This is a genomic window from Embleya scabrispora (genome assembly GCF_002024165.1).
GTDB lineage: Bacteria > Actinomycetota > Actinomycetes > Streptomycetales > Streptomycetaceae > Embleya > Embleya scabrispora_A.
Genome location: NZ_MWQN01000001.1, coordinates 1,586,270 through 1,601,400 on the forward strand (window position 1 = coordinate 1,586,270; position 15,131 = coordinate 1,601,400).

Genomic DNA, 15,131 nt, shown 5'->3' on the forward strand with positions numbered 1-15,131 from the left:
GAGCCGCAAACCCGCTCCCGGCTGAAAAACACACGAAAGGGTGATCTACCTTGCGGGTCGATCGTCCGAAAGTGTGAAGCCCGCACAACCCCACGAAGCGGCCCCCGTGCTCAGGCCCGCCGACGACCGAACGTCACCATCGCCAGTACGACGACCACACCCGTGAGCCCGGCCAGAGCCGCGCCGTCGACCAGCGGCGACCACCCGTCGCCCTCGCCGACCACGAGCATCCGGTCGGCGGCGCGGAACGGAAGGTAACGCACCAGGTCCCGCTCCGCCGGCGGAGCACCGGCCCGGATGGCCGCCGCGATCAGCCGTTCGGCACCCGCGGGCAGCGCCGCGACGGCGACCGCGATCAGCGGTGCGCCGCGGGCCAACACCCCGACGGCCAGGCCGAGTACGGCGCCGAGCACCACGTAGCCGACGAAGCCGACCAGGATCCGCGGCGCCGGAGGGTCGATCGCCGCGAGGTCCGGGAAGGTCGGACCGAACACCGCGCGGGCGGTGAGCAGGCCGGCGCCGACCGCCAGGACCGCGACCAGCGCGGCGGCGAGCGCGGTGCCGACGACCTTGGCCAGGAACACCCGGTTGCGTCGGGGCAGGGCGATGAAGAGCGTGGGCAGCGCGTCACGACGCTGCTCGCTCGCACACGCCAACGCGATCGAGAGCATGATCGCCGGGACCAGGACCGGGGTGTGGCCGGGGCCCGCGGTGAGCAGGTTGGCCGCCTCGCCGGAGCCGATCGGTACGGCCCCGGCCTGGCGGGCCGCCACCCATGTGCTCCCGGCGGCGAGGGCGATCAGCGCCGACGCGCCGCACCAGGTGGCGCGCAGGCTCCGGGCTCGCGCGAGTTCGTACCGGATGGCGCTCATGCGCTTTTCACCTCGTCGGTCTGTGGGGCGCGGTCGGCGGAGCGCCAGGTGCGGGCGAACCGACGCCTCGGCGGACGTGCGGCGGGCGGGTCCTCGGGGGCCGGCCCGGGCTCGTCGAGCGGGCGCGCCTCGGGCGCGGCCGCCGGGGCCGGTTCGGCGCGTCGGGGGTCGGGGGTGACCGTGGCCCGGGGGAGGTCGGCGCGGGTGGGGGCGTCGAAGCGGGGGGCGGGTTGGGCGAGCGTGGACTCGGCGAGGGCTTCGGTGAGGTGATCCGTCGTCGCCGGGGTGGGATCGACGCGGTGGGCGGTGAGGGATCCGGGGGTGGGTGCGAGTGCGGGGCCGGGCGCGGGCGCGGGGTCGGCCGGGTGGTGGTCGGCGCGGGCCGGGTCGCCCGTACGGGTCGGGTCGTCGGTACGGGCCGCGCCGTCCGTCTGTCCCGGGTCGGCGAGGTGTGGTGTCGCTCGGTCCACGCGTGGCGGATCGGCGCGGCGTTCCGTTTCGCCGGGCACCGCGTCGGCGGAGTGCCCGGCGCCGGCGGGTTCGGTCGTGACGGCCGCGCGCTCGCGGCGGCGGGTGATCGCGTCGGCGAACGCGTCGCCCACGCCCGGCTCGCGTTCGGCCAACTCGTGCAGCAGCACGCCGCCGCGGAAGGCGATCTCGCCGACCCGGGCCCGATCCGCGCCGATCGCGGTGAGCGTGGTGCCCCCGGGGCGCGTGGTGTGTACCCCCTCGGCCCGCAACAGCGCGGACAGCCGAGCCACCTGCGGAGTCCGTACCGCCACCCCCGTGCGCACCCCTCGACGCAGGAAGTCGGCGGCCGACTCGTCCGCGACCAGCCGACCACGACTGATCACCAGCACGCGATCGGCGCAGCGCGCGGTCTCGGCCAGGATGTGCCCCGCGACCAGGACGGTACGACCCTGGGCGGCATAGGCGCGCAGGAAGTCGCGCAGCCACCGCACCCCCTGCGGGTCCAGGCCGGCGGCCGGTTCGTCCAGGATCAGCGTGTCCGGGTCGCCGAGCAGCGCCGAGGCGAGCGCGAGTCGGCCGAGCGCGCCGGTCGAGAGCACCCGGGCGCGGGCGCCGGCCACGGGGGTCAGGCCGACCAGGTCCAGCACCTCGTCCACCCGACGCGCCGGGATGCGCCCGGCTGCGGCGAGCATTCTCAGGTGGGCTCGCACGCGTCGGCCCGGGTGGGCCGCGCCCGGGCCGACGCAGGCGCCGACCACGGTGCCGGGTCGACGCAGTCGGCGATAGCGGCGGCCGTCGTACCGCGTCTCGCCGCCGCCCCGTTCGAGGTCGAGCATCAGCCGCAGCGTGGTCGTCTTGCCCGCGCCGTTGGGCCCGAGCAGGGCGGTCACCTTGCCCGGCAGCACATCGAAGGAAAGATCGTCGACGGCCACGATGCCGCCGTATCTCTTGGTCAGCGCACGTGTCTGGATCATCGCCATCGCCATCGCTCCCGGTCGTCCCATGCGTGGGAGATCTTTGGATCTTTGGCAACATACCGGCGAAATCGCTATTTTCCCGGCATTTGATCCTGTATCGGCGAGCTGTGGAAAAGTCCCCCGAACCTGGACAGGTCGTGGGGTGCGGGAGGACCATCGAACTACCGCCGAGCACGTCTCTGGAGGTCGGCATGTCCCTTCCCGATCCGGGCGTCCTGGACGCCGTCCGCCGCAGGCGGAGCGATCTCGACGACGCGTTGACGATCGTTCGTGACGGTCTGGTCGCCGACCGCGCGGGTTCGCGCCGGATGGCCGCGCTGTGCGCGGGGCTGCGGCAGTTGCGGGCCGATCTGTACGAACACGTCGCGGCCACCGAGGGGCCCGACGGGCTCTACGAGGAGGTGCGCCGCGCGGATCCCAGGTTCGAACCCACGGTGTGGCGGCTGCGGGATGAACACGCCCGGCTCGGCCTGCTCCTCGACGACCTGCTCTCGGGCCTCGCCTACGGCCCGCAGGACGCGGCCGGCTGGCCGGCACTGCGGCCGAGGGTGCTGGAGCTGCTCACCCAACTGGTCCGCCACCGCAGCCGAGACGCCCAGCTCGCGTATGACGCGGTCGCGTTGGACCTGGGCGGACAGGACTGACGGGGGCGCGGTGGGGGTCCCCGCCGCGCCGCACCATCTGGGCCTGACGATCGGGCAGGGCCCGGCAATGGGGCAGGTCCGGCAATGGGGCAGGTCCGGCGATGGGGCCGGGTCCGGCGACCGGACAGGGCCCGGTGATCAGGCCTCGGGACGCAACATCGGCGGGTTGAGCTTCTCCGCGGAGCCTCGACGGAACAGCTGGGCGGGGCGACCGCCCTGGCGCGTGGTGGTGCCACCGGTGGGCACCAGGAAGTCGGGCGTACCCGTGACCTTGCGGTGGAAGTTGCGTGGGTCCAGAGCCACGCCCCACACCGACTCGTAGACCCGGCGCAGCTCGCCCACGGTGAACTCCTCGGGGCAGAACGCGGCGGCCAGCGAGGAGTATTCGATCTTGGACCGGGCCCGCTCGACACCGTCCTCCAGGATCCGCGCGTGGTCGAACGCGAGCCGACCGCCGTCGCCCAGCAGTTCGCCGACCGAGGACCAGCGCGCGCCCGCCGCGTCTCCGCCGGGGCGCGGGGCGGGCAGGTCGGGGGCCAGGACCAGGTAGGCGACGCTGACCACGCGCATCCGGGGGTCCCGGCCGGGGTCGCCGAACGTGGCGAGTTGTTCGAGGTGCACGGGCAGCCGATCCAGCCCGGTCTCCTCGGCCAGCTCCCGCGCCGCGGCGGCTTCCAGACCCTCCCCCTCCCGCACGAATCCCCCGGGCAACGCCCAGGCCCCCTGGAACGGCGGCTCGCCCCGACGAATGGTCAGGGCACTCAGAGCGTGCTCGCGCACCGTGAGGACGACAAGATCCACGGTGACTCCGAAGGGCGGGAAGAGCGAGGTCTCGGAGCGCGGCATGGAGCGATCCTAGTGCCCGGGAGCCACTAGCTGTCTGGCTGACGATAAAACCACCGCCAACCTCACCCTTCCCGCAGGCCCCTCGAACAACATCCGGGCACACCCCGAAGCGGAGCGACGTTCCGCCGCCGAAGTGCCCCACCGATCGGCGGGGGTCGCGCGCGACGGGACAGCGCTGTGGTACCCGACCGAGGCCTGCGCGGGTGGGCCACGGACCGGCCTGGGCCGACGGGGTGGCGGGGGCGGTCGCCGGCGGACGCGAATCGGGCCGGCTCGGTGGGCACTCCACGGCTCACGACCCCGACTGTTCGCGCAGTCCGGGTCGCGCCCACGGCATCCGAGCACGAGTGCACCCGCCGGCGGCGTGCCTGCCGCGAGGTGGGCCGGGGGCTCGTTCGGATGGCGGGTGTGGGGCGGCGGCGGGCGGGATCCGACGGCGTCTCGGTCGGTCCGTCGTGGGCCTCGTCGGAGCGACAGGTGGTGATGAACGACCGCCGCACCGGCGCCTGTGGAGCGGTATGTGGTGGTGGTGTCGGGGCGGTGGAGGTGCTGTCAGGGGTAGGTCATGTGGAGAGTTGGAGGGATTCGGGGGCCTCTTCGATGATGGGTTGGCCGGCGCGGTTCACCCGGACCGTGAAGGGGTCGCCGGCGATGCGCAGGTCGCGGAGTTCGAGTTCGCCGATGTCCAACGGGCCGCCCGGGCGCACGGTGACGCGGCCGGTGGGGGCGTCGGGGCGGATGCCGGCGAGGGCTACCAGGACCGGCAGGACCGCGCCGGCGGCGCGGGCGAGGGGGCGGCAGGCCAGCGGGTGGGCCACCGGTGCGTGGCCCTCGGCGCGTTGTTCACCCGCGTGCATCTCCGGCAGCCGGTACTGGAACCACGGCGCGGCGTCGAGCAGTCCGGCGAACAACCGCTGTGCGGCGTCGGGATGACCGGCCTCGGCCAGCCCGGCCACCGCCACGCAGGTGTCGTGGGTGCGCACCACGCCGCCGCGCGCGGCGAGCGGGTGATAACCGGGCGTCCGGGCCGAGGTGCCGCGCAGGCCCCAGCCGCAGTCCAAGTCGGGCGCGGTCAGCCGACGGGCCACCGCCTCGCTGCCGGTGTCGTCCAGGATGCCGCTGCCGGGCAGGTGCGCCATCGCCGAGGAGGCCACCGGGATCGGCCGACCGCCGGGGTCGAGCGCCGCCGCGTAGTACTCCCCCGCCGCGTCCTCGGCCCGGAACGCCCGGCGAAACGCCACGGCCAACTCTTCGGCCCGCTCGCGTAACGCCGCCCCGCCCGGCAGGTCGTGCGCGTCGAGGAGTGCCGCGCCGTGCCGCGCGGCCTCGTACGTCTGGGCCTGGAGTTCACACGGCGCCGGCCCCTCGGGCCCGAGCCTTGCGAAGTCGCCGGGTCGCTCGCCCAGCGTCCGGGTCAGATGTCCGAGCGCGCGGCCGAGCGCGGGCAGCAGCGCGGCGGTCTCGGTGGCGGGCAGCCCCCACCGCCACGCCTCGCCGAGCAGCGTGACGAACAGCGCGGTCGAGCCCACACAGTCGTAGCGCACGTGCTCGCCGCTCCGCCCCAGGGTGTGCGGGATGCGCCCGGGCTCCTCGCCGACCCCGGGTCGCGACCGCACCCCCTGACGTGACGCGAGCAACCGCAATACGCCGCTCGCGAAGCGGGTGCCCAGCGGCAGCAGCATCCGGGCCGTCCACAGCGCGTCGCGCCCGGCGGGGGCGAGTTGCCAGGGCGCGCCGACGACGGGCAGCGCCGCGGTCGGCAGATCCGGATCGGGGACCACGAGCAACGCCCGCAGATCGCGCAGGCCCTGATCGACCCAGGCCGCCACCCGTACGTCGTCGCAGCGCACCCGCGGCTCGGTCCACGGCGGCCGGCCCGAGACCGCGCGCGGGCCGGACCGCCCGGGCACCGGCTCGGCGAGCATGCGCAGTTCGACCGACCATGAACGGGCCGGCTCCAGCGCCACCTCCCAGCGCAGCGTCGCGGTGGCGGCCAGCGCGGTGTCCGGTGCGGGCTCGGCCACCGCGCGCACCGACATGCCGTCCGGCGCGCTCCAGCCCAGGCCTGCCGCCGCGACCCGGGCGGGCAGTTCGGCCGGCCGGTATCCGGCGCGCAGCGCGTCGAGCGGCATCAGGTCGGCGCCCAGCACCATCTCGACCGGGAAGCTCAGCGGCCGGCGACCGGTGTTGCGCACCACGATCCGCTCCCGGCCGTCGGCGAACCGGGTGCGCTCGACCACGAGGGCGGGGTCGGGCGTGGTGTCCGCGGCGAATCGGCGCATCGCCAGGTATCGCACGGCCCCCGCGGCGACCACGTGCCCGGACAGCGGCTCCGGCTCGATGCCGCCGAGGGTCAGCACATTGCGCGAAAGCGTGCGTCGCCCGTCGTGGTACACGCCCTCCACGCCCCGACCGCGCAGTTGCCCGTCGCGACCGCCGATCGCCATGCCCGGCGCGTCCACGCAGACGAGCGCGTCGTGCGCGACCGGATGTGGAATCGTGCTCACCGTCACGCTCTCGCCTCCCGCTTCTCCCAGGTCCCACGCGGCGCCGGAATCGCGCCGTTCCATCCGGACGGCGGCGGCGCGTCGAGCCGCACCGCACCCCCGCGTTCGTCAACCGGCCCCCGGCCCCCCAACGCTCACGGCGCCCGGTTGGTCACGGCATCGCGAAAGATCCGCCGCCGCACCTCGGCGGCGCTCAGGGGGCTGTTGATCGCCGAGTGCAGCAGCCGCGCCATGGTGTATCCGGGATCGGCGCGCAGCGCCCCGGTCACCGCGACCCGGGCCAACACGCCGTCGTGCGCCGTCCAGGCCGCCCACGCGGCGAGGGTGAGCGGCGGCGCGGACGCGGGCGCGAAGGCCCGACGCGCGAGCACGGTCCACAGGGCGAGCAACGCGCGGTCGTCGGCCTCCCCCGGCGTCTCCCCGTGCCACGCCATCACCTCGTCGCGCACCCGCGCGTCACCGAGCCCCAATACCAGTCGCGCCGCCTCCTCCGGCTCGATCTCGGTATTCCCGGCCCGAAACCGAATCCGGTGGCCCGCCAACGCAATCAACGTGCGCCCCGGCTCGAAGCCGGCGGAATCGCCACGCACGTCGGTGTACGCACGCAGTATCCGCTCGCGCATCGCATACTCCGGCGGCCGAAACAGCCGCATCAGATCGGTCAAGGAGGCCGGCTCCGGCAACCCGGCCCAGACCGCGGTGGCGGCCACGGTCGAATTACGTTCGGTACGCAACGGCGTACCTTCCATCGGACAACACCGCGCATCGTCGCACCCATAGGACCACCACCGCCCGGCGGTGACACACACCGCTTCCCGAACCTCGATCCCACGAGCCGCACACTCGCGCGCGATCGCCTCATGCAGAGGCCGCAGCCGGCCGACGGTCGCGGGCAGGTCATCGAGGGGGGCGGAGGAAGAACCGGGCAACCCTTCCGCCGTCCCGGAAGCCTCCGGGGCGTCCGGGGCACCCGACCCATCGGATCCATCGGAGGCGTCGCCCGCACGCGACGTCCCGGCCGCCTCCGCCCCGCTCATCCGGCCGCTCTCCCCGTCGGCGTATATCGCCACCGCGACCCCACGCGCGCCGGTCCGCACCAGCAGGCGGGCGAAATGCCGGGCGGCGTTCACGAAGTCGGCCGGGGCCGGAAGGTCGTGCCGCAACACCGGCCCGACCCGGCTCCGATCCCCCGGCAGGATCCCGAGCAGCACCACGCTGTCGGTGGGCCGCACGCCGATCAGATACGGCACGGCCTCCACCAGATCGGCGGGCGAGCGAACCCGCAGGACGGATTGCGGGGTCATGGCCACATAGGGCGGGCGGTCGAACCCGTCGGTGTCGTTCATGCATCGAGCGTCCGCTCGACACCACTGCCGACCGGACTCCCGCAACCCGGCCGTGCACAACTCGCCCCTTGTGGACCGCCGACTCGACAACACCGAACCCCAGCGTCCCAACGAACGAGGTCCAAGCGACCCGTCGGCGAGCGGACGAATCCACGTCAAGCCTGTGGAGTCGCACGGCGAAGGGGGCCGGCCGGGTCTATCGGGCGCGGCGAGGGTGGTTGCCGGCGGGGTGGCCGATGGGTAGGCGACGCGTTTCTGCACAAAACCGTGCACCTGCCCTCCTCCCCGTCGGGGTGGGGGGTTACAAAGGGGGCATGAAACAGGACGACGCCGGCACCGGCCCAAGCGATACCGAACCGGGCGGCACCGATCGCGCCCGGTCCGACACCGGATCCGCCGCGGGGACCGAGTTGCGCGATCGTGCCGACGCCGTGTTGCGGGAGCTGGTGGGGGGCGAGGCTCGGCTGCGGGAGGATCAGTGGCGGGCCGTCGAGGCCCTGGTCGCGCGGCATCGGCGGGTTCTGGTGGTGCAGCGCACCGGGTGGGGCAAGTCGGCGGTGTACTTCGTGGCCACCGCGCTGCTGCGTGCTCGTGGGGCGGGGCCCACCGTGATCGTTTCGCCGCTGTTGGCGCTGATGCGCAATCAGGTCGACGCCGCCGCCCGCGCCGGGATCCGGGCCCGCACCATCAACTCGGCCAACGTCGACGATTGGGACGCGGTGCAGGCGGAGGTCGCCGGCGGCACGGTGGATGTGCTTCTGGTCAGCCCGGAAAGGCTCAACAATCCCGATTTTCGGGACACCGTGTTGCCTAAGTTGGCCGCCACCACCGGGCTGCTCGTGGTGGACGAGGCGCACTGCGTCTCCGACTGGGGGCACGACTTCCGGCCCGACTACCGTCGCCTGCGCACCCTCCTGGAGGAGTTGCCGGCGGGCGTTCCGGTCCTGGCCACCACCGCCACCGCGAATGCCCGGGTGAGCACCGACGTGGCCGAACAACTGGACCCGACCGGCGACGCGTTGGTCCTGCGCGGCGCACTCGATCGGGAGAGCCTGTCGCTGGGCGTGTTGCGCCTGCCCGATCCGGCCGAGCGGCTGGCCTGGCTCGACACGCACCTGCCCGAGCTGCCGGGCTCGGGGATCGTCTACACGCTGACCGTCGCCGCCGCCGAGGAGGTCACCGCGTTCCTGCGCTCGCGCGGCCACGCGGTCGCCTCCTACTCGGGCCGCACCGAGGACGCCGAGCGACGGGTCGCAGAGGCAGACCTGCTGGCCAACCGGGTCAAGGCGCTGGTGGCCACCTCCGCCCTGGGCATGGGCTTCGACAAGGGCGACCTGGGCTTCGTCGTACACCTGGGCGCCCCGCAGTCGCCGATCGCCTACTACCAGCAGATCGGCCGGGCCGGGCGCGCGGTGGAGCGCGCCGACGTACTGCTGCTGCCCGGCCGCGAGGACGAGGCGATCTGGCGCTACTTCGGCTCGCTCGGCTTCCCCGCCCGCGAGCAGGTCGAGCGCACCCTGGCCGCCCTGGAGGGCGCCGGGCGCCCGCTGTCCACGCAGGCCCTCGAACCCCTCGTGGAACTGCGCCGCAACCGCCTGGAGCTGATGCTCAAGGTGCTCGACGTCGACGGCGCGGTCAAGCGGGTGCGCGGCGGCTGGATCACCACCGGCCACCCCTGGGTGTACGACGCGGAGCGCTACGCGCGCGTGGCCGCCGCCCGCGAGCACGAACAGCAGTCCATGCGCGACTACCAGGCCGACGGCACCTGCCGGATGGAGTTCCTGCGCCGCTGCCTGGACGACCCGGGCGCCGCCCCGTGCGGGCGCTGCGACACGTGTGCCGGGCCGCGCCACGACGCGCGGGTGGATCCCGCCTCGCGCGAGGCGGCCCGCGCCGCGCTGGGCCGGCCGGGCGTGGAGGTGGAGGCGCGCCGGATGTGGCCCACCGGCATGGCGGTCACCGGGGTCGCGTTCAAGGGCCGCATCCCCGACGGCGAGCAGGCCGCGGCGGGCCGGGCCCTGGGCCGCTCCTCCGACATCGGCTGGGGCAACCGGCTGCGCCCGATCCTGGCCCCCGGCGCACCCGACGGCCCCGTCCCCGACGCCGCGTTCGCCGCCGTCGTCGAGGTCCTGGCCGGGTGGGGCTGGCAGCGGCGCCCCGGAGGCGTGGTCACCATCGCCTCGCACACGCGCGGCACGCTGATCGACAGCCTGGGCGAGCGGCTGGCCGAGGTCGGCCGGCTGCCCTGGCTGGGGCGGGTGGAATACGCGCCGGGCGCCGGCGGCCCGGCTCCGCGCAGCAACAGCGCCCAGCGGCTGCGCACGGTCGCCGACGCGTTCGTCCTGCCGCCCGACGTCGCCGAGCGGGTGGCCGCCCTCGGCGCCCCGGTCCTGCTGGTCGACGACCGCACCGACACGGGGTGGACGCTCACCGTGGCGGCCCGCCTGCTGCGTCGCGCCGGCGCCGTGCAGGTGTTGCCCCTGGTGCTCATGATGGAGGGGTGACCCGCGCGGGCCGGTCGCCCGACCCGCCCGATCGGTCGCCGGGCCGTCACGCGGACGTAGCGAATGATCACCGGTACGTGTTGCCGAGTTCGTCGGCGTCACGCAAGAATCGACAAGGCGTTCTCTTCACTTTCCCGTGCGGGCCCCGTCGGCGCCGCTCCGCCGCGAGCCGCCCGCAGTGGGAGCGCGCGCCGCTGTCCGCCATGGACGGAAGGAGGACCGTGCACATCGCCGCAACCGCGTCCCCGGCGCCGGCCCCCACCGGCACGCCCCCGGCCAGTCCCTCCCGCTGGTTGGACCCGGAGTCCTGGCGCGCGCGCCGGATTCCCCTGCTGCGCGATCCGCGAGCACTGCTCAACCGGCTCCACGACCTGCACCGTCCGGCCGCGCGCACGGCGGTGGTCGCGGTCCTGGATCGGTCCGAACGGCCGGTCGCCAGCGCGTCCTTCGGCTTCGGCGAGGGCCGTACCGACGGCTGGCGCTGTCGCAATCTGATCCTGACCAACCTGCGCCTGATCGTCCCCGACGAGCTGCGCCGGGGCACCCCCACGCACACCGCGGTGTTGGCGGTGCATCGCGAGGGCGGGCGCGGCTGGGCGGCGGACGACGGCCGCTGGATGTGGGGGCTGCACGACGCGTGCGTCCTGCACGGTCTGCGCTGCGGCGCCTTCGCGATCGTCGCGGAGGACGGCTGGCAACTGGTCGCCGACGGGCGTCGCGGACGTACCCCCGCGCTGCCCCCGGGCCGCGACGGCGGTCCCGGCGCCGGAACGCCGATCAGGGCAGCGGGCATCGCCCCGGCCCGCGCCGCGACGGAACTGCCGCAGGTGCGCTACCTGCCGGAGGCGGGGCCCACTCCCCTGGTACGACCCTCCGCGTCCTGATGGACACGTGTGTGATCAGGCGGTGAGACCACGCTCGGCGAGCCAGTCGACCAGATCGGTCGTGACCGTCAACGCGTGGTCCTGAACGAGCTCCGGACTCTGCAGCCGCGTGCGCAGATGTTGCGCGTGGAACGGCTTGATCCCGGAGATCAACTTGCGTACCCCGAACACGTTGCAGAACGCCCGGTCGTCACCGGCCGAGAAGGCGCGGTCCCATTCCTGGCGTTCTTCCCCGATCAAGGTCGTGTAGGCGTACCGGTTGAGATAGCCCGACAACATGTCGATGACAGTGCTACAGGCCCGGTACTGCTGTATTTTCAGCCGGTCCTCCTGGTCGCTGAGGAACCGGTCAAGGAGCTGCGCGATCGACGGCGATTCCGACATGGCAACGAACCGTAGCCGACCTTGGCGATCCGCGGGGCAGGGGGCCCGAGTTCGGTCGGACCGGATACGGCCGGGCCCCCTACGTGCTACGACGTCTTACGCGACGCCGGTGAGCGCGCGCACCCGCTCCACGTCGCCGCAGACCGTGACCGACGCCCCGGCCGTGAGCGCCGAGGTCAGGATGCGACCCGCGTCGGCGCCCTCGGCGAAACCGTTGACCACGACGACGACCGCGGGCCGCCGCAGCGGACGCGAGGCCGGCAGCGACGCGTAGAACACGTCCTTGCCCTCGTCGTATTGGCGCCAGTACTGCGCGGCGCCGAACGTCTCCTCGTGCTGCTGCCACGGGTGCGGCCCACCCGTGGTCAGCACCAGGATGGCGCCGGGCTCGGTACCGGCCTCCAGGAGCGCGTCGACCGCGTCGTCGGCGACGTCGAAGACGTCGTCCGCGCCGGCGGGGATCAGCGTCACGCGCGGCGTCGGCGAGGCGGACAGGTCGGGGCCGGGCTTGGCCGCACCCGGCTTCGGGGGACCGGGCTTGGCCGGACCGGGCTTGGCCGCCGCACTCGCCTGCCGCGGCACGGCGGGCTTGGGCGGGCTCGGCTTCGGGCGCGGTCCGGGCTTGGGCACCGCGCCGGACGGACGCGGCACGGACGGGGTCTCTGCTGCGGACGTCGTGTCCGCGGTGTTTTCGGCAGTCACCGGATTCACAGTCATGTCTGGGGAAGGCTCGGTTCGTTCGTGGCGGTACCGGGATGCCCGGCGGTGAGGAGACGCGGGGAGGGATCGGTGGAGTCCCGTTCCCCGGAGAACACGCGCGGCATGGTGGCAGTCCTATCAAAGCCGCGCGGGGCGTGCCCACCCAGGGTGCTCCTGGGGTGTGGCCCGGGCGTACGACGGCGCATACTACGATGCCCCGTCAGCTCGGCCGGATCAATCGTCCACCACCACCCCGTGCTCGATCACCAAAGCTGCCAGCCCCTCCGCGTAGCCCTGACCGACCGCCCGCAGGCGCCAGGAGTCGCCGCGCCGATAGACCTCGGCCAGGATCATGACGGTCTCGTCGCCTCCGCTCAACCGGAATTCGGCGAGTCGACGGCAGGTCACGGGGTCGACGATACCGACGGTCACCGGTACCTGGGCGAAGGTGGTGCCACTCGTCGCGTCCAACGCGAGCGCGACCACGACCCGACTGCGGCCGGCCGGCAGCGTGGTGACGTCGATCTCGACCGAATCCGAGCCAGGTTCCACGTCGTTGGTGGTCCCGGTCTGCAGTTTGCCGGCCAACCGCACCGCGCCGCTGGCGTGTACCGGCTGGTTGAAGAACACCAGGTCGCCGTCGTCGGCCACCCGCCGATCGTCGTCGAGGACGAGGGCCACCGTGTCGCCGTCCACCTGCGCGGGCGCCCACCACGCGGCCTCGATCCGCACCGTGCCCGCGAACGGGCCCAGATCCTCGATCGTGACCGCCTGCCCCCGGGTCAGCCCGCGCGGCGGCGCGATCGCCGGCCGCGGCGGCACGGTCGGCGCCGGGCCCGCACTCGCCGACTCCGCCGACACCTCGCCCGACGCCGGGTGTTCCGGCTTCGGCGGCACGGACGACACCGGCCCGGGCGACACCGGCACCGTCGGCCGCGGCGGCGTGCGCGTCCCCGAGCCCGGCGGCGCCTGCGGCGGCGGCGGCGTCTGCGGCCCCGGCACGGGCGGCGGCGTGCTCGGCCCGGCGTCCGGCACCGGCGGCACCTCGGGCGGCGGCGGCAACACGTCCGGGACGGTCGCCTCCAACACCTCGGCGGCCGACGACCCGGCCGCGACCGGCAGATCGGCCGCGGTCGGCGGCGGCGGGATACTCGGCAGCGTCGCCCCCGTACCCGGCACCGGCGCCGGCGTGGTGGCGGACCCGGCCCCGGACATCGGCGCGCCCGGCGCGGACTGCGCCTCGGTGACCTCGAACGCCTCCGTCGGCGCCGACGACGCGTCCGGCCCGAACGCCTCCGTCGCCTCGAAGGCCTCGGTCGGCTCCGCCACCGCGGGCAGCACGTCGGAACCGTCCACCGGGGTGTCGTAGGGCCGGTACGGCCCCGGCGTGAACGACCCGGCACCGGCCGCCCCCGACGTGCTGGGCCGGGGCAGCAGGAAGCCGCTGGTGGTGCGCGGCATCCCCGGCACGGCAAGCGCCAACGAGGCGGCGGCCACCTGGGAGGCCGCGTCGGCCGCGCTGCTGCGCCCGCGCTCCAGGTCGGCGAGCAGCGCCAGGAACACCGGCTCGATCAGCACCCGGATACCGCGCTGCCGAGCCCAGTAGGTGCGATCCGCGGACTCGTCCGGATCGGCGACCACGAGCACGTCCACCCGGTCGTGGATCCCGGACGCCACGGACAGGTCCGCCCGGGCCATCCGACGCTCCAACTCGCCGCGGGTGACCGCGAGATAGCCGTGGAACAGCACCTGTAGACCCGACTCGAGCGGCCGCCCCCGGGCCAGGATGCGCGGCCCGCCACGACCCTCCTCGACGGTGGAGCGGGCCATCCCGACGATCTCGTCGAGCGCGGTGCGCGGAATCCCCAACTGCGCCGCCACCCGGGTCAGATCGGCCCGCTCCTCGCGGTCGATCGGGCCGGCGGCGACCATCGAGGCGGCCAGGGCGGTCACGTACAACCGGTCCAGGTCCTTGCGCTGCTCCTCGGAGATGCCCAGGGAGACCGCGAGTTCGGCGAGGTCGATCGCCTCCTGCGGGGTGATCACCCGGTCCTCCAGGGCCGCGTCCAGCACCGCCAGGTAGCTGTCGGGCCCCTCCCCCACGCCGGTCGGCGGCCCGTACGCCCGGGCCTTCTCCAGGTACGACACCGCGTCCCGGCGGCGCACCTGCTCGGCCTCCTCGCGGGCGCGCCGGGCCGTGTGCGCGTCGTCGCGGGTGAACACGCGCGGCGGATCGGCGCTGCGCCGCGGCCAGTTGAGCGAGGCGGCCACGGTCCGGGCCTGCTGCCAGTGCCGGGCCTCGCCCGCGCCGCGACTCAGGTAGTGCTCCAACAGGCGCGCCGTACCCATCGCCTTGGCCGCCGCGCCGTGTCCGCCGTCCACCGGCACCTCGGCCGCCTCGCAGCAGGCGAGCAGGGTGAACCTGGGCGCCTCCGGCAGGTGGTGCGGCGCCTCGCGCATCGTGCACACGGTGGTCAGCGGCGGCACCGTCGGCCGGCCTCGGCGCTGGAACTCGCGCTCGACGAAGCCGATGTCGAAGCGCGCGTTGTGCGCGACCACGACCCGCTGCCGGAACAGGTTGGCCAGCCACGGCGCGACCTCGGCGAAGGTCGGGGCGTTGACCACGTCGTCGTCGAACAGCCCGTGGGCCTGGAAGTCGCCGGCGGGACCCTGCGGATCGAGCAGGGTCGTGAAGAACTCGGTCACGCGTCCGTCGAGATCGCATTGCGCGATCGCGATCTCGATGATGCGATGTCGATGTGGGGACAAACCCGTCGTCTCCACGGCCACCACCGAGTAGCCGGGGCATTCGAGGCGATCACCGATGCGCACAGTCACCCCCCAATGATGATGTGCCCGGTGCGGCCTCCTTCGGTCGCATCCCGGCAAGCCCGACCTGCGGCGCGCGTCCACGGTACGCGCTCGCGACCGGTGCGGGGTACGGCGCGACCGATCGGGCGTAACCGTACCGCTGGTGACGAGTCATCAGATATGACG

The 15,131-nt window shown here is 74.2% G+C and carries 11 protein-coding genes; 3 read left to right on the plus strand and 8 right to left on the minus strand.

The genetic code is table 11. From position 1 onward, the window contains the following. Nucleotides 1-110: 110 nt before the first annotated feature. Both B4N89_RS49645 and B4N89_RS50655 read right to left on the minus strand, forming a co-directional pair. The gene (locus tag B4N89_RS49645; protein ID WP_078974978.1) at nucleotides 111-872 is read right to left on the minus strand and encodes a hypothetical protein; all 762 of its coding nucleotides are present in this window, start codon (nucleotides 870-872) and stop codon (nucleotides 111-113) included. After that, nucleotides 869-2,347, minus strand: coding sequence for an ABC transporter ATP-binding protein (locus tag B4N89_RS50655; RefSeq protein WP_201260801.1), 1,479 nt, complete (start codon nucleotides 2,345-2,347; stop codon nucleotides 869-871). Before B4N89_RS50655 ends, B4N89_RS49645 begins: the two co-directional genes overlap by 4 nt. A gap of 164 nt (nucleotides 2,348-2,511) precedes the next feature. Between B4N89_RS50655 and B4N89_RS06945 the strand changes: the two genes are divergently transcribed. After that, complete coding sequence (locus B4N89_RS06945; protein WP_078974979.1) at nucleotides 2,512-2,964, plus strand: hypothetical protein; 453 nt, start codon at nucleotides 2,512-2,514, stop codon at nucleotides 2,962-2,964. Nucleotides 2,965-3,102: 138 nt separating this feature from the next. On the opposite strand, the gene B4N89_RS06950 is transcribed toward B4N89_RS06945, so the two are convergent. The 3 genes from B4N89_RS06950 to B4N89_RS06960 form a co-directional block, all read right to left on the minus strand. Then, nucleotides 3,103-3,810 carry an NUDIX hydrolase gene (locus B4N89_RS06950; protein ID WP_078974980.1) on the minus strand — a complete coding sequence of 236 codons (708 nt, stop codon included), beginning with the start codon at nucleotides 3,808-3,810 and terminating at the stop codon, nucleotides 3,103-3,105. A gap of 563 nt (nucleotides 3,811-4,373) precedes the next feature. Continuing rightward, on the minus strand, nucleotides 4,374-6,323 hold the full coding sequence (locus B4N89_RS06955) for a glycogen debranching N-terminal domain-containing protein (protein WP_161500651.1): 1,950 nt from the start codon (nucleotides 6,321-6,323) through the stop codon (nucleotides 4,374-4,376). A gap of 128 nt (nucleotides 6,324-6,451) precedes the next feature. After that, nucleotides 6,452-7,663, minus strand: a complete 1,212-nt coding sequence (locus B4N89_RS06960; RefSeq protein ID WP_078974982.1) for a DUF4192 domain-containing protein — start codon at nucleotides 7,661-7,663, stop codon at nucleotides 6,452-6,454. A 314-nt stretch (nucleotides 7,664-7,977) separates the two neighbouring features. Here B4N89_RS06960 and B4N89_RS06965 point away from each other — a divergent pair, with 314 nt between their 5' ends. Then, entirely contained in the window at nucleotides 7,978-10,167 is a 2,190-nt protein-coding gene (locus B4N89_RS06965; protein ID WP_235618500.1) for a RecQ family ATP-dependent DNA helicase, read from the plus strand. Between the two features lie 221 nt (nucleotides 10,168-10,388). After that, nucleotides 10,389-11,051: a hypothetical protein gene (locus tag B4N89_RS06970; RefSeq protein WP_078974983.1), complete on the plus strand. Its 663-nt coding sequence runs from the start codon at nucleotides 10,389-10,391 to the stop codon at nucleotides 11,049-11,051. A gap of 15 nt (nucleotides 11,052-11,066) precedes the next feature. Here the strand turns inward: B4N89_RS06970 and B4N89_RS06975 are convergent, their stop codons facing one another. The 3 genes from B4N89_RS06975 to B4N89_RS06985 all read right to left on the minus strand — a co-directional run bounded on the left by B4N89_RS06975 (nucleotide 11,067) and on the right by B4N89_RS06985 (nucleotide 14,972). Continuing rightward, nucleotides 11,067-11,435 (minus strand): hypothetical protein, encoded by a 369-nt coding sequence (locus B4N89_RS06975; protein ID WP_078974984.1) that lies wholly within the window; start codon nucleotides 11,433-11,435, stop codon nucleotides 11,067-11,069. 96 nt (nucleotides 11,436-11,531) lie between these two features. Next, the gene (locus tag B4N89_RS06980; RefSeq protein WP_143657880.1) at nucleotides 11,532-12,137 is read right to left on the minus strand and encodes a hypothetical protein; all 606 of its coding nucleotides are present in this window, start codon (nucleotides 12,135-12,137) and stop codon (nucleotides 11,532-11,534) included. Nucleotides 12,138-12,368: 231 nt separating this feature from the next. Continuing rightward, nucleotides 12,369-14,972: a TerD family protein gene (locus B4N89_RS06985; RefSeq protein ID WP_161500652.1), complete on the minus strand. Its 2,604-nt coding sequence runs from the start codon at nucleotides 14,970-14,972 to the stop codon at nucleotides 12,369-12,371. Nucleotides 14,973-15,131: the final 159 nt, after the last annotated feature.